12 protein-coding genes and 3 pseudogenes are annotated in these 19,875 nt (G+C 39.5%); all 15 read left to right on the forward strand.

Translation table 11 applies throughout. The annotated features are described in order from the left end of the window. The first annotated feature begins 70 nt into the window (after positions 1–70). The 15 genes and pseudogenes from DW963_RS05460 (at position 71) to feoB (ending at position 19,868) form a co-directional block, all read left to right on the forward strand. Positions 71–1,661, forward strand: a pseudogene (locus DW963_RS05460) (peptide chain release factor 3). A 29-nt stretch (positions 1,662–1,690) separates the two neighbouring features. Then, positions 1,691–3,763 carry a dockerin type I domain-containing protein gene (locus DW963_RS05465; RefSeq protein WP_117914169.1) on the forward strand — a complete coding sequence of 691 codons (2,073 nt, stop codon included), beginning with the start codon at positions 1,691–1,693 and terminating at the stop codon, positions 3,761–3,763. Positions 3,764–3,829: 66 nt separating this feature from the next. Next, positions 3,830–5,401, forward strand: a complete 1,572-nt coding sequence (locus DW963_RS05470; protein ID WP_158568626.1) for a cadherin-like beta sandwich domain-containing protein — start codon at positions 3,830–3,832, stop codon at positions 5,399–5,401. A gap of 140 nt (positions 5,402–5,541) precedes the next feature. Beyond that, positions 5,542–6,333, forward strand: a complete 792-nt coding sequence (locus DW963_RS05475) for a DUF8091 domain-containing protein (RefSeq protein ID WP_117914171.1) — start codon at positions 5,542–5,544, stop codon at positions 6,331–6,333. 1 nt (position 6,334) lies between these two features. After that, positions 6,335–8,797 (forward strand): ATP-dependent DNA helicase, encoded by a 2,463-nt coding sequence (locus DW963_RS05480; RefSeq protein WP_286169070.1) that lies wholly within the window; start codon positions 6,335–6,337, stop codon positions 8,795–8,797. Positions 8,798–8,879: 82 nt separating this feature from the next. Beyond that, positions 8,880–9,812, forward strand: a complete 933-nt coding sequence (locus DW963_RS05485) for a M14 family metallopeptidase (protein WP_117914172.1) — start codon at positions 8,880–8,882, stop codon at positions 9,810–9,812. Further along, positions 9,812–10,747, forward strand: a complete 936-nt coding sequence (locus tag DW963_RS05490; RefSeq protein WP_012738815.1) for a M14 family metallopeptidase — start codon at positions 9,812–9,814, stop codon at positions 10,745–10,747. The genes DW963_RS05485 and DW963_RS05490 overlap by 1 nt, the downstream gene beginning before the upstream one ends. Before the next feature lie 76 nt (positions 10,748–10,823). Next, positions 10,824–14,575, forward strand: a pseudogene (locus DW963_RS05495) (phosphoribosylformylglycinamidine synthase). Positions 14,576–14,622: 47 nt separating this feature from the next. Next, positions 14,623–15,069, forward strand: a complete 447-nt coding sequence (locus DW963_RS05500; protein ID WP_022097508.1) for a PH domain-containing protein — start codon at positions 14,623–14,625, stop codon at positions 15,067–15,069. Between the two features lie 156 nt (positions 15,070–15,225). Beyond that, complete coding sequence (locus DW963_RS05505; RefSeq protein WP_117914173.1) at positions 15,226–15,522, forward strand: DUF2325 domain-containing protein; 297 nt, start codon at positions 15,226–15,228, stop codon at positions 15,520–15,522. A 39-nt stretch (positions 15,523–15,561) separates the two neighbouring features. Continuing rightward, entirely contained in the window at positions 15,562–16,131 is a 570-nt protein-coding gene (locus DW963_RS05510) for a DUF3793 family protein (protein WP_117914174.1), read from the forward strand. Between the two features lie 32 nt (positions 16,132–16,163). Then, on the forward strand, positions 16,164–16,586 hold the full coding sequence (locus tag DW963_RS05515) for a flavodoxin (protein ID WP_117914175.1): 423 nt from the start codon (positions 16,164–16,166) through the stop codon (positions 16,584–16,586). 196 nt (positions 16,587–16,782) lie between these two features. After that, positions 16,783–16,992: a FeoA family protein gene (locus DW963_RS05520; protein ID WP_022097505.1), complete on the forward strand. Its 210-nt coding sequence runs from the start codon at positions 16,783–16,785 to the stop codon at positions 16,990–16,992. 53 nt (positions 16,993–17,045) lie between these two features. Next, positions 17,046–17,264 carry a FeoA family protein gene (locus tag DW963_RS05525; protein ID WP_117914176.1) on the forward strand — a complete coding sequence of 73 codons (219 nt, stop codon included), beginning with the start codon at positions 17,046–17,048 and terminating at the stop codon, positions 17,262–17,264. A gap of 101 nt (positions 17,265–17,365) precedes the next feature. Continuing rightward, a pseudogene (gene feoB, locus DW963_RS05530) lies at positions 17,366–19,868 on the forward strand (ferrous iron transporter B). Positions 19,869–19,875: the final 7 nt, after the last annotated feature.

The following is a 19,875-nucleotide window of genomic DNA, read 5'->3' on the forward strand; positions in this document are numbered from 1 at the left end:
AGTAAGCCTGTGAAGCTAAAGACTGCGTCACAGGCTTATGTTTTGTATTATGTTATAAAGGAGTAAAACAGTGAGTTTAGAAAGTGAAATTAAGAAAAGAAGGACATTTGCCATTATCTCTCACCCGGATGCTGGTAAGACAACATTAACAGAGAAGTTCCTGCTTTATGGAGGAGCTATTAACCTTGCAGGTTCTGTAAAGGGTAAGAAGACTGCCAAGCATGCGGTTTCTGACTGGATGGAGATTGAGAAGGAAAGAGGTATTTCGGTAACTTCTTCTGTCTTCAGTTCAACTACGAAGGTTACTGTATTAATATTCTTGATACTCCGGGACATGAGGATTTCTCAGAGGATACCTACAGAACTCTGATGGCAGCAGATTCTGCGGTCATGGTTATTGATGCTTCTAAGGGTGTTGAGAAACAGACTATCAAGCTTTTCAAGGTATGTGTTATGAGACACATTCCTATATTTACATTTATTAATAAGATGGATAGAGAGGCTAATGATCCATTTGAGCTTCTTGATGAGATTGAAAGCGTACTTGGAATCTCTACATGCCCAATTAACTGGCCTATCGGCTGCGGTAAGGAATTCAAGGGCGTGTATGATCGTAAAGAGAAAAATGTTTCTTTATTCAAGGCAGCAATGAATGGACAGAAGGAAGTCGATACTGAGATTGTTGACGCGTCAGATGAGGCTGTTCTTAAGGACAGAATTGGTGATGCTTTCTATGATAAGCTTCATGAAGATATTGAACTGTTAGACGGAGCAAGTGCAGAGTTTGACCAGGAAATGGTAAGTGCTGGTGACCTTACACCGGTATTCTTCGGTTCAGCGCTTACTAACTTTGGTGTACAGACTTTCCTTGAGCATTTCTTATCAATGACAACTTCTCCGCTTCCAAGAAAGTCTGATCAGGGAGTTATTGATCCATTTACTGAGGATTTCTCAGCATTTGTATTCAAGATTCAGGCTAATATGAATAAAGCACACAGAGACAGAATTGCTTTCATGAGAATATGTTCAGGTAAGTTTGAAGCCGGAATGGAGCTAACCATGTACAGGGTGGCAAGAAGATAAGACTCAGCCAGCCTCAGCAGATGATGGCGGAGGAGAGACATATTGTTGATGAGGCATATGCAGGAGATATTATCGGTGTATTTGATCCGGGAATATTCTCTATCGGTGATACTATCTGCAAATCTAACAAGAAATTTGCATTTGAGGGTATACCTACATTTGCACCGGAACATTTTGCAAGAGTAAGACAGATTGATACTATGAAGAGAAAACAGTTCATTAAGGGTATCAACCAGATTGCACAGGAAGGTGCGATTCAGATATTCCAGGAGTTCAATACAGGAATGGAAGAGATTATCGTTGGAGTTGTTGGTGTCCTTCAGTTTGAAGTTCTCGAATACCGTCTTAAGAATGAATACGGTGTTGATATCAGACTTGAGCCGCTTCCATACGAGCATATCCGCTGGATTGAGAATCCTGAGGAAATTGATGTGAACAGAATTGTTGGTACATCAGATATGAAGAAGATTAAAGACCTTAAGGGCAATCCGCTTCTGGTATTTGCCAATAGCTGGTCTGTTAATATGGTACTTGAGAGAAATGAGGGCTTAAAGCTTTCAGAATTTGGAAGAAACTAATACTATACATTCAGGAGTCAGGTGATTACATGAAATCAGGATACAAATGTAGTGCAAAAAGAATAGCCGCAATTGGTGTCATGTTATGTATGCTTGTGCTGACATGCCTTACGGTTACTTCTGTGCTTAATACCAAGGCGGAGGAAGCTATTGGTCAGGGGCATGTTAATTATGATGTTACAGATCTTCGTATAAGGACATCACCAGTCAGTGGTTCAGTCATTACCAAGGTGGATGGTGGCTTTAAGTTTGATATATACGAAGAGACAACTGACGATGACGGCGACACATGGTATGGCATAGGTTTTTATCTTAATGGCAGCTATGAAAGAGGCTATATATATGGTGGCTACATAACTGTTGATAAAAGAAATGATTATAAGCCGGATGCGGATTTTGAGGAATACCTTGACTCACAGGGATTCCCGGATAGTTATAAGGATGGTTTAAGACAGCTTCATGCGCAGTATCCTAACTGGGTGTTTGTGGCGGACCATAATGGAAAAGACTGGTCTGATGTTCTGGAAAACCAGAATGTGATTGGCCGAAGCCTTACATATGGTTCAGCAAAGTCATCATGGAAATCGGTTGCTGATGGCTGCTATGACTGGGAATCAGGAAAGTATACACAGCTTGATTCAGGTGGCTGGGTTCAGGCATCATCTGCACTTGTTGAATATGCACTTGACCCTAGAAACTTCCTTAATGCAGATAATATATTTATGTTTGAAAATCTTTCATTTGACAGTTCATTACAGGATGAGAGCGGCCTTGAGAGTATGGTTGATGGTACATTTATGGAAAATTCAAGCCATGACCTGAGATATGATGGAAGAAATTATACATATATAACCGGTCTGCTGCTTGCAGGACAGGAATCAGGGGTAAGCCCATATCATCTTGCTTCAAGAATATTACAGGAGCAGGGTAACAGTGGATATGGAAGCAGCATATCAGGAACACAGTCTGGCTACTACTGGGGTTATTATAATTATTACAATATAGGGGCATATGCTAGTGGAGGATTGACAGCAGTCCAGAATGGACTTAAATATGCTTCTTATCCAGATTCATCTACATTAAGACCTTGGAATACAAGAATGAAATCTATTATTGGTGGAGCAATATATCTTGGGAAAAGTTATATAAACAGAGGTCAGAATACTCTTTATTATGAAAAGTTTGATATGACTGGAAGAGGTCATCAGTATATGACCAATGTACTTGCTCCAAGAAGTGAATCAGTTAAGAGCGCACAGGGGTATAGCGACAGTAATAAGAACAATATAGCATTTATATTCAGAATACCTGTATATGAGAATATGCCTGAAAATGTATGTGAAATTCCAACAGGAGACGGCAGCCCTAATAACAGATTATCTGACTTATATGTTGAAGGTTATTCATTAACACCGACATTTAGTCTGTATACAACAGAGTATAGTCTTATAGTTGATTATGATACTTCATCTGTATATGTTGGCGGTTCAGCACTTGATTCTTCTGCAGATGTAAGTGGACTGGGGTATCATGATCTTTCAGTTGGAAGTAATGATATTACAATTACTGTTACGGCAGCTAATGGCGATGATCAGGACTATACTATAACTATTGTAAGACAGGATAAAGAACCTGATCCAACACCGGAACCAGATCCAGAACCGGATGTTGCTTATCCGGGATTTTCAACAACATTATCAGTTGATGAAGATGAAAAATACATAAGTGGTTTAACTGTATCAGGTTATGTCCAGGATGTACTTGATAAGATTGATAATTATAATGGTGCTTATTCTAAGATACTTAATAAGAATGGCAATGAGAAGGATGGATTAGTCGGTACTGGAGATATTCTTATAACATATAATTCTTCTGGCGAAGAGGTCAGCAGATATGAGATTGTTTTATATGGGGATGCTAATGGTGACGGAGAAGTTGATTTGTTTGACTTTGTAGTTGTTAAAAGGTCTATATTGGGAATTTCAGAACCATCCGGAATATATTGGAAGGCTGCAGATTGTAATAAAGATGGAGAAATAGATTTATTCGATTTTGTTGTTATAAAGAGATATATTCTAGGTTTAGGAGATGTGAATCAGTAAGTAACATATGAAAGGATTACTATGAAAAATATAAAAAGATTAATTGCCTTTATAGGAATATTTATAATGGGTATATCATTAGTTCCTGCATATTATGCAAAGGCTGATGAGCAGGTTTCTGTATCTATTAGTTCGGCAAGTGGTACAGTTGGAAGTGAAGTTACAGTAACAGTTACTATATCTGCTGATAAAGACATAGATGGAGCGACAATTAATGTTTCTTATGATAATTCTATAATTCGTCCGGTTGATAAAGCTAATAGTGGAGTTGTGATGTTTTCAGCTCTTGAGATGACGAGTGGATCTACAGTATCAATTTCGCAGAATTTTGAAGTTATTGCAGCAGGAACAACGACGCTTAGTGTTGCAGGTGATGCAAAGATATCTGTTAATGGTGAACGTGCAACAGTCAGCAGTTCCTCATCTGGAAAGGTCACAGCAAAGGCTCCAGCCAGCTACTCATCAGACAACACGCTTAAGTCCCTGGAGATAAGTCCGGGAACGCTTTCACCAGCATTTTCACCAGACAGGACAACATACAATGCAACTGTTAATGCTGATGTTACAGAGCTTGTTGTAAGTGCTGCCGCTAATGACAATGCTGCCAAGATAAGCATAAGCGGTAGAAGAATGGACCCGGGAAGCAATACAACAACAATTACAGTTATTGCAGAAGATGGTTCAGTTAAGAAATATATAATATATACAACAAGACTTGAGGATGGTCAGGAAGCAACAACAGAGGCTGAGTCAAAGACAGAAGAGGTTACTGAGACATCAACCCAGACTGTTAATGACGATGGAACAGTTACAATAGATGGAAAGAAATATTCGGTTGTAAAGGATTATTCAGGAATCACAATTCCAGATGGATATCAGGAGATTGACTATGATTATAATGGTCAGAAGATAAATGCGGTTAAAGGCATAAAGACAGGTCTTATCCTTATGTATCTTGAAAGTGAAGATGGAAAAGGCGGGTTCTACATCTATGATGAGACTGCGAAAACATTTTCACCATACAATACTGTTGCAGAACCAGAGATAACATACGTTGTTCTGCCTATAACGAACTCGCTAGAGAAACCGGCTGGCTATGCTCTTACAAAGTTTACCATGAACGGTAAAGAGGTACAGGTGCTTATGGATGCCGATAGACAGTACTGCCTGTTCTACGGAGTAAGCTCACTTGGCGAGAAAGGCTGGTTCAGATACAGAGTAAGTGATGGAACTATACAGGCATATTCTGTTGTTAAGACAACAAATGCTGATACAGTTGTCAAAGCTGATAATAATAAGACATTTGGCGGTAACAGGTTCTGGCTTACAATAATTACAATACTTGGTGTGATAATCGTAGCGTTTATCATTGTCACAATTATACTGGCTGCTAAGCTTTCTAAGGTTAAGAAGGTATTTAATATGGCTTCTAAAGATGGAGTTGACCTTGATGAGTATACTGAGAAAGAGATAGAAGAGTATGATGAAGACAGTGAGGATGACGAGGACGCTGGCTTCGATGCGGATACTGGTTTTGACGAAGATGATTCACTATACAAATCTTACGGTGATGACAAATCCGGCAAGAATGATGTTGAAGAATTAAAGTTGTTTGATATTGACGATGAAGATAAGTAAATAAATGCTTAATGCCCTGATGGTTATAGAATGGATTTCTATAATATATCAGGGCATTTGTCACATAGGGTTGATTTTTTCGGACAATCGTAAGATACTTGATAACATGATAGAACATATGTTGTGATGAGGAATAAGCCATGCCGAAGAAGAAATCTTCCAATGAACCAATAGAATATATAGACAGCCGGGCTTTCGATGAAGCGAAGGAAAAGATAATCGGCAAGAGCCATAATGACAAGGGGATAGGCACTTTATCGGAAAAGACACTGCATGCGGTATTAAAAATGTATTATGAACCAGATGAAGATAATCATGAGGTTGCAATAGACGGTTATTATGCTGATATATATAATGAACATGGGATAATTGAGATTCAGACGAGGCAGCTTAACAAGTTAAGGGATAAGTTGTCAGTGTTCCTGAATGAATATCAGGTAAGAGTTGTGTACCCTATGCCTTATGAGAAGTATTTAAGCTGGATAGAGCCGGAGACTGGGGATATTACTTCAAGAAGAAAGTCTCCGAAGCGGTGTTCCATGTATGACGCGATGTTTGAGCTGTATAAGATTAAAGCATTTTTAAAAAATCCAAATCTTAAGGTTACATTGCTGCTGATTGATATAGAAGAATATAAGCTTCTTAATGGCTGGAGTTACGATAAGAAGCGCGGGAGTGTGCGCTATGACAGGATTCCGGTGGGGATAAGAAAGGTTATAGAGCTGGACTGCCCGCAGGATTATATGCAGTTTGTACCAGAAGGGCTTGAGAATAACTTTACTTCAGCAGATTTTGCAAATGCGGCTCATATTGACAGGCAGACTGCTGCCAGCGTACTTGCAATGCTTAATTACATGGAACAGGTGAAAAGAGTCGGAAAGACAGGCAATGCTATATATACGATATTGAAGAACATTATTGAATGGAGATAGTATGTACTCTGTAAATGGAAACTGCTTTCGAATATCTGTAAGAAATCTTGTGGAATTCATGTGTGCAGAAGGTGATATTGACAACAGGAATACCGGCAGCAATGATGTGAAAATCATGCAGGAGGGTGCAAGGATTCACAGGAAAATCCAGCACAGCATGGGCACTATGTATCATGCCGAAGTGCCTTTAAAGATTGAGATACCGCTTGTATCTGACTTAGGGATTGAGTATGTATTACAGGTGGAAGGCAGGGCTGACGGTATTATTGCAGATATTAATTATGATGAGAATGGCAATAAAGAGCCGGAGAGCGATGTAATAATTGATGAGATAAAGACTATGCAGACAGATGTTTCTCTGCTGAAAGAACCGGTCTATGTGCATAAAGCCCAGGCACTGGTGTATGGCTATATATATGCAAGCCAGAAGAAGCTGTCAAAGATTGGAATCCAGATGACTTACGTTACTCCTGAGCCTGAGACAATCAACAAGTTTCTGGAAGAGTACACATTTGAACGTATTGAAGAGTGGTTTAATAAGCTGATTACAGGCTTTAAGAGATGGACTGATTATACATTTGATGAAAGACTAAAAAGGACGGAATCAATCAGAGAACTTAAGTTTCCTTATGAATACAGGGAGGGACAGAAGAATCTGTGCGTGAGTGTATACAGGGCTATTGAAGATAATACCAATCTATATATTCAGGCACCTACAGGTGTCGGAAAGACGTTGTCTACTGTGTTCCCGGCTGTGCAGGCGTTAGGACAGCAGATGGCAGACAAGATATTTTACCTGACATCCAAGACGATAACGAGAACTGTTGCAGAGGATACTTATGCTATTCTGAGGGATAACGGGCTTCATATGAGAACTGTTACTCTTACAGCTAAGGACAAAATATGTCCACTTGATGAGCGTAACTGTAACCCTGTTGCATGTCCGTATGCCAAGGGACATTTTGACAGGATTAATGATGCTGTGTATGACATAATAACGAGCCAGATGGTTATTGTAAGGGATAATGTCATGGAATATGCCAACAGGCATAAGGTCTGCCCGTTTGAGATGTCACTTGATGTTTCGTACTGGTGTGATGGAATTATATGTGATTATAATTATGTATTTGACCCGGATGCGTCGCTTAAGCGGTATTTTGGCAATGGTGCGAAGGGTGATTATGTGTTTCTTGTGGATGAAGCACATAACCTTGTGGACAGAGCAAGAGAAATGTACAGCGCAGTGTTGAAAAAAGAAGATTTTCTTGCGGCTAAGAAGCTTGTCAAGGAGATGGACAAGCGGCTTGCAGGTGCACTTGACAGATGTAACAAGCAGTTGCTCGAATATAAAAGACAGTGTGATACATTCATGGTTGTGAGCGGTCTTGGCACATTCCCAGCCAGCCTTGAACGTGTCATGGGACTTATGCAGAAGTTCATGGAGAGACATAAGGGCGAGCCAGTGACTAATGAGCTGCTCGAGTTTTTCTTTGTGTTGAGACATTTTCTTAATATGTATGACTGTGCTGATGAAAAATATGTATACTATAATGAGCATGATAACGATGGAAACTTTCTTGTTCATCTGTACTGTGTTGACCCATCAGGTAACATAAGTGAGAGACTTTCACAGGGCAGAAGTACGGTATTCTTTTCAGCTACACTTCTTCCGGTGAATTATTTTAAGGAAATGCTTTCTGGTGATGTGTCAGAAAGGGCGGTGTATGCACATTCGTCTTTTGAACCTGATAATAAGAGAATTGTCGTGGCCACTGATGTGACAAGCCGTTATACAAGAAGAAATGCAAGGGAGTTTGCCAAGATACATGATTATATTATGCATATGATTTCTGGCAGAAGCGGCAGATATATGGTGTTCTTTCCGTCATATTCTTACATGGAGAGTGTTCTTGAGTGCTTCAGGTGGAAAAGTGGTGTTAATGTGACCGAATGTGGTGGAGAAGATACATTTTTACCAGAAAGCTGTGTTAATGTGCTTGTACAGGGACGTTTTATGAAGGAAGCTGACAAGGAAAATTTCTTATCAGCATTTTACGAGGAACTTCCAGAAGGGGCTTCGCTTGCAGGCTTCTGTGTGCTTGGAGGAATATTTTCCGAAGGAATTGACTTAAAGGATGAGAGCCTTATTGGAGCTGTCATTGTTGGAACAGGGCTTCCAATGGTGTGCAGGGAACGTAACATTTTAAGGAATTATTTTGATGAATTCGGTAAAAATGGGTATTCTTACGCTTATGTTATTCCGGGGATGAACAAGGTTCTTCAGGCAGCAGGAAGAGTTATAAGAACTGATACAGATAAGGGCGTTATTGCACTTCTGGATGACAGATTCATGACTGGAGAGTATGAGAGCATGTATCCTAGGGAGTGGAACAGGATATATCCGGTGACACTTGGCAATGCCGACAGATGTATACGCGATTTCTGGGACGAACAAGACTTGTAGACATATTTCATGTGTGATAAAATTCAAGCAGATATTAATAAGGTCCGGATATTGATAATCCGGGGAATTATGGGAGAATGATATGATAGAAGAAGTTGTTTCTGTTGAGCTTCCAGTTCATGAAAGACTGGTAGTCAGGAAGAACAGACTTATGAATAGAGATGAGAACCACAGCGCACCAAGAATATCAATTGTTACAGGTACTCATGGTGATGAGCTTGATGGCCAGTTTATATGTTATGAGATTATAAGAAGAATTGAGAGAGAAAAGGATAAGCTTAAAGGAATTGTTGACATTTATCCTGATATTAACCCTCTTGGTATTGATACGGGTTCAAGAGGAATTCCTATGTTTGACCTTGATATGAACAGGGTTTTTCCTGGCGATAATAATGGAGCGATGGCTGAATATGTGGCAGCAGGCATTATTGAAGATATTATTGGAAGTGACCTGTGTATTGATATCCATTCAAGCAATATATTTGTAAATGAAATGCCGCAGGTAAGGATTAATGATGATACGCAGGAAAAGCTTCTTCCTTATGCGAAGATGATGAATGCACAATTTGTGTGGATATATTCTTCAATTACTGTGCTGGATGCAACTCTTGCCTATAGTCTTAACCATCTTGGTGTGCCTACTCTTGTTACGGAGATGGGTGTTGGGAACAGAATTACACCTAAGTATTGCAGGGATATTGTTGACGGTATATTTAACCTTATGTCTCATATGGGAATATGGGATGATGAGCCAAAGAATGTGAATGAACCTATTATTTCTACAGAGGGTGAGGTTACATTTCTTACTGCTAAGGAAAGCGGAATATTCGTATCAGCAGTTGATTCTATGGGAAGGATTGGAATAGGAACTCATATAGGAGATATTATTGAGCCTATTGAGGGAAGGATAATCCAGAGAATTGAATCACCTACAGACGGAATTATATTTACATTAAGAGAGAATCCGGTAGTACATAAGGGGGCTCTTATAGCAAGAGTTTATGGTGGCAGATAATGAAGAAAGAGATTATTTATTCGTTAAAGGGTATATATAGAGAAGATTATCAGATAGAAGGCTATAGATTCGGCGGTGGTGAGAAGTCGGCATGTATTGTTGGTGCATTAAGAGGTAATGAGATACAGCAGTTGTATATATGTTCGCAGCTTGTTAAAGCACTTAAAGAGCTTGAGGCTCATGGCGCAATATCACACAATCATGAGATTCTTGTTATCCCATCTGTTAACAGATTTTCCATGAATGTTGGAAAGAGATTCTGGCCCACAGATAATTCTGATATTAACAGGGCTTTTCCTGGGGATGTTAATGGAGATACAACCAAGCAGATAGCAGGAACACTTTTTGACAGAATTAAGGGTTACAGTTATGGCATACATTTTGCAAGCTTTTATATGCCGGGTGATTTTATTCCTCATGTAAAGATGATGGATACGGGATTCCAGAGTGCGAGTCTTGCCAATCTGTTCGGACTTCAGTACGTTGTTATTAGAAAGCCGAAGCCAATGGATACAGTGACACTTAATTATAACTGGCAGATGAATGGTACTAATGCATTTTCAATATATACTAACAGCACAGATATGATTGATGAGAAGTCTGCAAGACAGGCTGTGTCATCTGTTCTCAGGTTTTTAACCAGAATGGGTATTCTTAAGTACAACAATCACAGTGGATATATTGCAAGTGTTATCAACGAATTTGACCTTATGGCAGTCAAGACTTATGATGCAGGATTTTACAAGAGACTTAAAGAGCCGGGTGACCCTGTATATCATGGTGAGCTTATAGCACAGATTCTTGATCCATGCGAGGGTACTGTTAAGAGTGAGATAATATCACAGACAGACGGTATTGTTTTCTTTGCACATACAGGTCCTACCGTAATGGGTAATCAGGTTGTTTACAAGATAATAAGAAGAATGCATGAATAGTTGTTTGAAAATATGTTTTATTGTGATACAATGATTAAATATTAATAATTAATATAACTAATCTCAGGAGGAAGATATGAGCGGCGTAAAGAGAGTTTTTGTCGAGAAAAAGAAACCATTTGCAGTTAATGCGAAAGAATTACTTGAGGAGATAGGAGGATATCTTGGAATAAAGACTATTACAGATGTAAGAGTTCTTATCCGTTATGATATTGAGAATCTTTCAGAAGAAACATATAAGAAGGCACTTACTACTGTTTTTTCTGAGCCACCGGTAGATGATGTTTATGAGGGAACATTTCCAGCAGGAAAGGACGATTTCGTGTTCTCTGTAGAGTATCTTCCAGGACAGTTCGACCAGAGAGCTGATTCTGCAGAGCAGTGTGTTAAGTTCTTTAACGAGAATGAGACACCGGTTATTAAGACTGCTGTAACTTATGTATTGACAGGAACTGTTACTGATGAGGAGAAGAACAGGATTAAGGAACACTGCATTAACCCGGTTGATTCAAGACAGGCAGCAGAGGATATTCCAGAAACTTTAGTTACTGAGTTCAAGACTCCTGCTGATGTTTTATATTTTGACGGATTCAAGGATATGCCAGAGGATAAGTTAAAGGAATTATATGATTCTTTAGGACTTGCCATGACATTTAAGGATTTTAAGTTCATTCAGGAACATTTTGCTAGTGTTGAGAAGCGTGATCCTTCTATGACTGAAATCAGAGTACTTGATACATACTGGTCAGATCATTGCCGTCACACAACATTTGCAACAGAGCTTACAGATGTTAAGTTTAAGGACGGATTCTATAAAGCCCCTATGGAAGCTACATATAACAAGTATCTTTCAGACAGAGCAGAAATATATAAGGACCGTAAGGACAAGTTCGTATGCCTTATGGATCTTGCACTTATGGGTGCTAAGAAGTTAAAGGCTGAGGGTAAGTTAGCTGATCAGGAAGAATCTGATGAGATTAATGCCTGCTCAATTGTTGTTCCGGTTGAGATCGATGGAAAGACAGAGGAATGGCTTGTTAACTTTAAGAATGAGACACATAACCATCCAACAGAGATTGAGCCATTTGGTGGCGCAGCAACTTGTCTAGGTGGTGCTATAAGAGATCCATTGTCAGGACGTACATATGTATATCAGGCAATGAGAATTACAGGTGCAGCAGACCCTACTGTTCCGGTATCAGAGACAATTCATGGAAAGCTTCCACAGAGAAAGCTTGTCACAGGTGCAGCTCACGGATACAGTTCATATGGTAACCAGATCGGACTTGCTACAGGATATGTTAAAGAAATCTATCATCCTGATTATGTTGCCAAGAGAATGGAGATTGGTGCAGTTATAGCTGCTGCTCCAAGAAGTGCAGTTAAGAGAGAGAATTCTGACCCGGGAGATATCATTATTCTTCTTGGTGGAAGAACAGGACGAGATGGATGTGGCGGAGCTACAGGTTCATCTAAGGTTCATACAGAGAAGTCTATTGAGGATTGTGGTGCTGAGGTTCAGAAGGGTAATGCTCCTACAGAGCGTAAGATGCAGAGACTCTTCAGAAGACCAGAGGTTACTAAGCTTATTAAGAAATGTAATGACTTTGGTGCAGGTGGTGTATCCGTTGCAATTGGTGAGCTTGCAGCAGGTCTTAAGGTAGATCTTGATAAAGTTCCTAAGAAGTATGAAGGACTTGACGGAACAGAGCTTGCTATATCAGAGTCTCAGGAGAGAATGGCAGTTGTTGTTGATCCTAAGGATGTTAAGGAATTCCTTCAGTATGCTGCTGAAGAGAACTTAGAGGCAGTTGAGGTTGCTGTTGTAACAGAAGAGCCAAGACTTGTTCTTAACTGGAGAGGCAAAGATATCGTTAATATTTCAAGAGCATTCCTTGATACTAATGGTGCTCATCAGGAGACTAAGGTTGTAGTTGATATTCCTTCACAGGAAGACGATTATCTTAAGCCGGTTAAGGTTACAGATGTACGCGGTAAGTGGTTAAAGACTTTAGCAGACCTTAACGAATGTTCACAGAAGGGACTTGTTGAGAGATTTGATGGTTCTATCGGAGCCGGTTCAGTATATATGCCATATGGTGGTAAATATCAGCTTACAGAGACACAGAGCATGGTTGCTAAGCTTCCAGTGCTTAAGGGTTCATGCGATACAGTAACTATGATGTCTTATGGATTTGATCCATATCTCTCATCATGGAGCCCATATCATGGAGCAATCTATGCTGTAACAGATTCTGTAGCTAAGATTGTTGCTGCCGGTGGTGATTTCAGTAAGATAAGATTCACATATCAGGAATACTTTAGAAGAATGACAGAAGATCCAGAAAGATGGAGCCAGCCATTTGCTGCACTTCTTGGTGCATATGAAGCACAGATGGGATTCGGACTTCCATCAATCGGTGGTAAGGACAGTATGTCAGGAACATTTGAACATATTGATGTTCCACCAACACTCTGCTCATTCGCTATTGATGTAGCTAAGGAAGGAGATATTATCACTCCTGAACTTAAGAATGATGGTGATGTATTAGTCAGATTTGATATTAAGAAGGATCAGTATGACCTTCCGGATTTTGAACAGGTTAAGGCTCTTTACAGTGCAATACATGAGCTTATCCAGAAGAAGGCAATCGTGTCTGCATATGTTCTTGATGCTAACGGACTTGTACCAGCACTCAGCAAGATGGCATTTGGTAACAAGTTAGGATTCGAGATCAGTGCAGATGTTAAGGAAGATGACCTCTTTGCACCAGCTTATGGCTGTATCGTTGCAGAAGTTCCAGCAGATAAGCTTGGAGAGATTACTACAGCCTATACTAAGGTTGGTACTGTTAAGGATAATGGTAAGTTCACATACAAGGAAGTTTCAATTAATGTAGAAGAAGCATTAAGCGTATGGGCTGATACCCTTGAGGGTGTATTCCCAACTAAGGCTTCTAAGGAAACTACACCGGTTGAAAGCAAGTTATATGAAGCACCAAGCGTACATGTATGCAAGAATAAGGTTGCCAAGCCAACAGTATTTATCCCGGTATTCCCAGGAACTAACTGTGAGTACGATAGTGCCAAGGCATTTGAAAGAGCCGGTGCTGATACAATCGTTAAGGTATTCAAGAACCTTGATGCTGAGAGTATCAGAGAGTCTGTAGATGAATTTGAGAAGGCTATTAACCAGGCACAGATTATTATGTTCCCTGGTGGATTCTCAGCAGGTGATGAACCAGATGGTTCTGCCAAGTTCTTTGCGACAGCATTCCGTAATGCCAAGATGAAGGAAGCAGTTGAGAAGCTACTTAATGAGAGAGATGGTCTTGCACTTGGTATCTGTAATGGATTCCAGGCACTTATCAAGCTTGGTCTTGTACCTAATGGTAAGATTACAGGACAGGATGCACAGTCACCTACACTTACATTTAATACAATTAACCGTCATATATCTAAGATGGTATATACTAAGGTTGTCAGCAATTTAAGCCCATGGCTTGCTAATGCTGAACTTGGCGGAGTATACTGCAACCCAGCTTCACATGGTGAAGGAAGATTTGTTGCTCCTAAGGAATGGCTTGATAAGCTCTTTGCTAACGGACAGGTTGCTACACAGTACTGTGACCTTGACGGTAATGTATCTATGGATGAAGAGTGGAATATCAATGGTTCATACATGGCTATTGAAGGTATCACAAGCCCAGACGGAAGATGCTCGGTAAGATGGCACATTCTGAGAGACGCGGCGACAGTGTTGCTATTAATATATATGGTGAGCAGGACATTAAGATATTCGAATCAGGTGTTAAGTACTTCAAGTAATACATAGAATATGTCAGCAGTGTGCCATTAGAATTGGAGGGGATATTATGGCAAGAGATAAAGTCAGCACAGATATATTATGGAAGGACAGGAAGAGAATTCTCTTCCTCGGACTTCCATGGTCATTTACAAGATACAGTGTATCTAAGGACAGATTCTTTATAAGCAAAGGATTTTTCAGTGTTAAAGATGATGAGGTAAGACTGTATCGGATTATGGATATTTCATTGGAGCGCTCATTCATGCAGAGACTTGTCGGAGTAGGAACTATTAAAGTATGCTCTGGAGACAAGACGATGGGTGACTTTGAAATTAAGAATATCAAGAGGCCTAAGGCTACTAAAGAGCTGTTATCAGATCTTGTGGAGAAGCAGAGAGATATCAAGAGAGTTGTCAACAGAGAGAATATGATTGATGGTCATGATCATTCAGATGGTCATGCGGATATTGATGACTTTGACAATAATGATGACGATGCACCATTTGACAGATAATTTATAAAAACGTATTGACAGATACATACAAAGATGATATTTTAATAGTTAGTTAAAGCTAACTGATGTAACGGGTATCCAGTTAGGGTGCCCGTTATTTTATAGACATAGGTTAGATAAAGCTAACGAAAGTAAGTCAGATGAAAGGATAGGCATATGAGCGTAGTTATTATTGGTGGAAATGAATGTATGGAACGCCAGTATCAGCAGATATGTAAGAAACACGGCTGCAAGGCGAAGGTATTTGTTAAGGAAAAAAGCGGATTTTCCAAGCAGATTGGAACACCGGATCTTATGATACTGTTTACTAATACGGTTTCTCATAAGATGGTTTTATCAGCTGTTACAGAGGCTAAGAAGAATGATGTTGATATTGTGAGAACACATTCAAGCAGTGCGGCATCGCTTACAAGTGTTTTAGAAGCATATTTAGGCGAAAGCAAGGCATGCTAATAAAAAGACAATAAAGTGCAATATGGAAGGAAAAGAAAAATGGTCTGTACAGATGTATTGGGAAGAATTGAGCGGGAAGTTATAAAAGAGTGTTCTCCGACGCTTGCCGGATTAAAGACTGGCAACCTTTTTAATTACAGATATGATAATATATCTGATTTTAGGAGAGAGCTTGCAAGTGTTAACAGAAAACTTAACGCCAAAGGCGTGTATGTTACATTTTTAAAGAGAAATGAAAAGAGTGCACTTTTATATGTGTTCAGACCTGACAGATTAGAGAAGGATTTGTCACAGCCAGGAGTACAAAATGTACTGAAAACATTTGGATATACAGATTATAAAGTTGGAGCAAGCATCAAGCATCTTAAACAGAGAGTGGAGGAGAACACATGCTTTCCACATGAAATAGGGCTGTTCTTAAGTTACCCAGTGGAAGATGTAATCCAGTTTATAAGACAAAAGGGCTGCAATTACAAATGTTGTGGGGTATGGAAGGTGTATTGTGATGAGGCATTCAGCCAGAAGATGTTTGCACGTTACAGAAAATGCACAGAAGTATATTTAAGAGTCTTTGACCGAGGCAGAAGCATATCTGCATTAACGGTTTAAGCATATAAAAGTAAAAAAGGAGAGATTGGATAATGAGTAAAGTAGCAGTAGTTTATTGGAGTGGAACAGGTAATACAGAGACAATGGCTAACGCAGTTGCAGAAGGTGCTAAAGGAGCCGGAGCGGAGGTTGATGTAATTGTGGCAAATGATTTTAATTCAGGAAAGGTTGCTGAATATGATGGAATCGCATTCGGATGCCCGGCAATGGGAGCAGAGAATCTTGAAGAATCAGAGTTTGAGCCAATGTTCACAGAGGTAGAAGGAAGCCTTAGCGGTAAGAAAATTGCACTTTTCGGTTCATATGGATGGGGAAGCGGCGAATGGATGGCTGACTGGGAAGAAAGAAGCAAGGCTGCAGGTGTTGTTCTTGCAACAGACAGCGTAATCTGTCAGGAAGCACCAGATGATGATGCTGTTGAAAACTGCAAAAAACTTGGGGCAGCATTAGCATAATTATTTATTGCCTGTAATATATTGAAAAGATTGCACATTTTGCCCCTGGTTGGTTATATCAATCAGGGGTTAATCTGTTCTAAAAAATATTATAAAACTATAACAAAAGTTGTTGACATCTAATGACCATTAGAATATACTAACCAAGGTGGTAATGAAAAACATTATCAATATGCTAAAAAGAGGAGATGAGCTTATGCCATTAACTATGATTGATGAAGGAACTCCATACACAATCCAGCGGATTGGTGGAAAGGAAGAAATAAGACGTTTTCTTGAGAATCTTGGATTCGTTCCGGGAGCAGTGGTTACAGTTGTTTCTAAAGCTGGCGGTAATGTCATTGTTAACATTAAGGAATCAAGAGTTGCCATAGGAAAAGATATGGCTAATAAAATTATGGTATAAAGGACTGAATATGCCAGTTCTTATATAAAACTAAAATAAGAAGGAGATAAACTATGACTTTAAGAGATGTATCTGTAGGCCAGACCGTTAAAGTTACCAGGTTAAATGGTGATGGTCCGGTTAAGAGAAGAATTATGGATATGGGAATTACTAAGGGAGTTGAAGTCTATGTAAGAAAGGTAGCACCTTTGGGAGATCCTGTAGAGATTACAGTAAGAGGCTATGAATTATCGCTTCGTAAAGCCGATGCCGAGATGATAGAGGTAGGCTGATTTTTTTACATGCAGGTTAGCATAATCTAATTAATGTAAGAATTGTCAAATATTTGTTAGCAAATGCATAAACATTTATATAAAAGAAATGAGGTAGTCAAATGTCAATTAAAATTGCATTAGCAGGTAATCCAAACTGCGGTAAAACAACATTGTTTAATGCTTTGACCGGATCTAATCAGTTCGTTGGTAACTGGCCAGGCGTTACAGTTGAGAAAAAGGAAGGTAAATTAAAGGGACATAAAGATGTCACTATCATGGATTTACCTGGTATTTATTCACTTTCTCCTTATACCCTTGAGGAGGTAGTAGCAAGAAATTATCTTATTAACGAAAGACCTGATGCAATCATCAATATTGTTGATGGTACTAATATTGAAAGAAACCTTTATCTTTCAACACAGATTATGGAACTGGGTATTCCGGTTATCATGGCTGTTAACATGGTTGATATCATGGAAAAGAACGGAGACAAGGTTGATCTTGCTAAGTTAGGAAAGAACCTTGGCTGTGAAGCTGTTGAGATATCAGCACTTAAGGGAACTGGTATCAAGGAAGCAGCAGAAAAGGCTGTTAAGCTTGCAGAGAGCAAGAAGCTCAATACAATCGCTCACAAGTTTGACGATAAGGTTGAGGCAGCAATATCAGCGGTAGAAGATAAACTTGGTCTTGATATTGTTGAAGAACAGAAGAGATTCTTTGCTATCAAGCTTCTTGAGAAGGATGATAAGATTAAAGTTCTTATGAAGAATGTTCCAGATGTTTCAGCTGAGATTGAGACTCTTGAAAAAGAATTTGATGATGATACAGAGAGTATTATCACTAATGAAAGATATACATATATATCTTCAATTATCAGTGGATGTTTTGCAAAGAAGTCTGAGAAGAAGCTTTCTACATCAGATAAGATTGATAGAATAGTTACTAACAGATTCTTAGCACTTCCAATATTTGCGGTTGTAATGGTTATCGTATACTATGTGTCAGTTACAACAGTTGGTACATGGGCAACAGACTGGGCTAACGATGGTGTGTTTGGTGATGGATGGCATCTCTTCGGAATCGGCACTTCTGCTTACGAAGAAGTAGCTGATGAGTATGGTGATTCAGATGCAATTATCTCAGCATATATCGACAGCTTGGTGATAAAGGTGAAGAGTATGCAGATGCTATTGATACAGAAGCAGACGATTATGATTCAGATGCAGCAGTAGCAGCATTAAAGAAACTTGAAAACACAGTTCCAGCTAATCTTACATTAGATTATGATGTAGAAGATGAGGAAAATCTTAGTGTAACAACAGAGACAACAGATGCAGCCGGTGTTAAGGAAGCTATTGAACAGTGCATAGATAATGATGGGGCAGCTCCAGATCCTGCTAATTATGGTGTATGGGTTCCTGGTATCCCAGTGCTTCTTGAGTCAGGACTTGATGCAATCGGTTGTGTAGACTGGTTAAAGGGCCTTATCCTTGATGGTATTGTAGCCGGTGTTGGTGCAGTACTTGGCTTCGTTCCACAGATGCTTGTATTATTCATATTCCTTGCATTCCTTGAGTCTTGCGGTTATATGGCACGTATAGCATTCATTATGGATAGAATTTTCCGTAAGTTCGGTCTTTCAGGTAAGTCATTTATTCCAATGCTTATCGGTTCAGGTTGTGGTGTTCCTGGTATCATGGCTTCACGTACAATTGAGAACGACAGAGACCGTAAGATGACAATTATGACAACAACATTTATTCCTTGTGGAGCTAAGCTTCCATTCATAGCAATGGTTGCTGGTGCTATCTTTGATGGTGCTCCATGGGTTGCTCCATCAGCATATTTCCTTGGAATATTCTCAATTATCTGCTCAGGTATCATCTTAAAGAAGACAAAGTTATTCGTTGGAGATCCGGCACCATTCGTTATGGAGCTTCCAGCATACCATCTTCCAACAGTTGGTACAGTATTAAGAAGCATGTGGGAGCGTGGATGGTCATTCATCAAGAAGGCCGGAACAATCATCACACTTTCAACAATCATTATCTGGTTCACAACATACTTCGGATTTGTTGATGGAACATTTACAATGCTTGCAGATGATCAGATTGACTTCTCTATTCTTGGCAGATTGGTAAGGCAATCGCATGGATATTTGCTCCTTTAGGATTTGGTAACTGGCAGGCAACTGTTGCTTCTATTACTGGTCTTGTTGCTAAGGAGAATATCGTTGGTACAATGGGTATCCTTTACTCAGCAGGTGAGGGAACAGTATATGCTAACATGGCAGCTACATTTACAGTAGTAAGCGGATATGCATTCCTTGCATTCAACCTTCTCTGTGCTCCTTGCTTCGCAGCTATGGGTGCTATTAAGAGAGAGATGAACAACACTAAGTGGTTCTGGATTGCAATCGGATACCAGTGTGGATATGCTTACCTTGTAGGTCTTGTAATTAACCAGATTGCTGGTCTTATTACTGGCGACACAGCATTTAACATATTCACAGTAATCGCTATTCTTATAATTGTCGGTTTCATTTATCTGTTATTCAGACCATATAAGGAAAGTAAGACATTAAAGGTTGATTCTAAGAAGATTTTAAATGCAACAAAGTAATTAAATG

This window comes from Eubacterium sp. AM46-8, from assembly GCF_003466705.1.
Classification (GTDB): domain Bacteria; phylum Bacillota; class Clostridia; order Lachnospirales; family Lachnospiraceae; genus Lachnospira.

What these genes read in the sequence shown, in the direction of transcription:
- DW963_RS05505 (WP_117914173.1), top strand. Translation starts at nt 15,226, where the DNA reads ATGAGCGTAGTTATTATTGGTGGAAATGAATGTATGGAACGCCAGTAT.
- DW963_RS05485 (WP_117914172.1), top strand. Translation starts at nt 8,880, where the DNA reads ATGATAGAAGAAGTTGTTTCTGTTGAGCTTCCAGTTCATGAAAGACTG.
- DW963_RS05465 (WP_117914169.1), top strand. Translation starts at nt 1,691, where the DNA reads ATGAAATCAGGATACAAATGTAGTGCAAAAAGAATAGCCGCAATTGGT.
- DW963_RS05515 (WP_117914175.1), top strand. Translation starts at nt 16,164, where the DNA reads ATGAGTAAAGTAGCAGTAGTTTATTGGAGTGGAACAGGTAATACAGAG.
- DW963_RS05470 (WP_158568626.1), top strand. Translation starts at nt 3,830, where the DNA reads ATGGGTATATCATTAGTTCCTGCATATTATGCAAAGGCTGATGAGCAG.
- DW963_RS05475 (WP_117914171.1), top strand. Translation starts at nt 5,542, where the DNA reads ATGCCGAAGAAGAAATCTTCCAATGAACCAATAGAATATATAGACAGC.
- DW963_RS05480 (WP_286169070.1), top strand. Translation starts at nt 6,335, where the DNA reads ATGTACTCTGTAAATGGAAACTGCTTTCGAATATCTGTAAGAAATCTT.
- DW963_RS05490 (WP_012738815.1), top strand. Translation starts at nt 9,812, where the DNA reads ATGAAGAAAGAGATTATTTATTCGTTAAAGGGTATATATAGAGAAGAT.
- DW963_RS05525 (WP_117914176.1), top strand. Translation starts at nt 17,046, where the DNA reads ATGACTTTAAGAGATGTATCTGTAGGCCAGACCGTTAAAGTTACCAGG.
- DW963_RS05510 (WP_117914174.1), top strand. Translation starts at nt 15,562, where the DNA reads ATGGTCTGTACAGATGTATTGGGAAGAATTGAGCGGGAAGTTATAAAA.
- DW963_RS05500 (WP_022097508.1), top strand. Translation starts at nt 14,623, where the DNA reads ATGGCAAGAGATAAAGTCAGCACAGATATATTATGGAAGGACAGGAAG.
- DW963_RS05520 (WP_022097505.1), top strand. Translation starts at nt 16,783, where the DNA reads ATGCCATTAACTATGATTGATGAAGGAACTCCATACACAATCCAGCGG.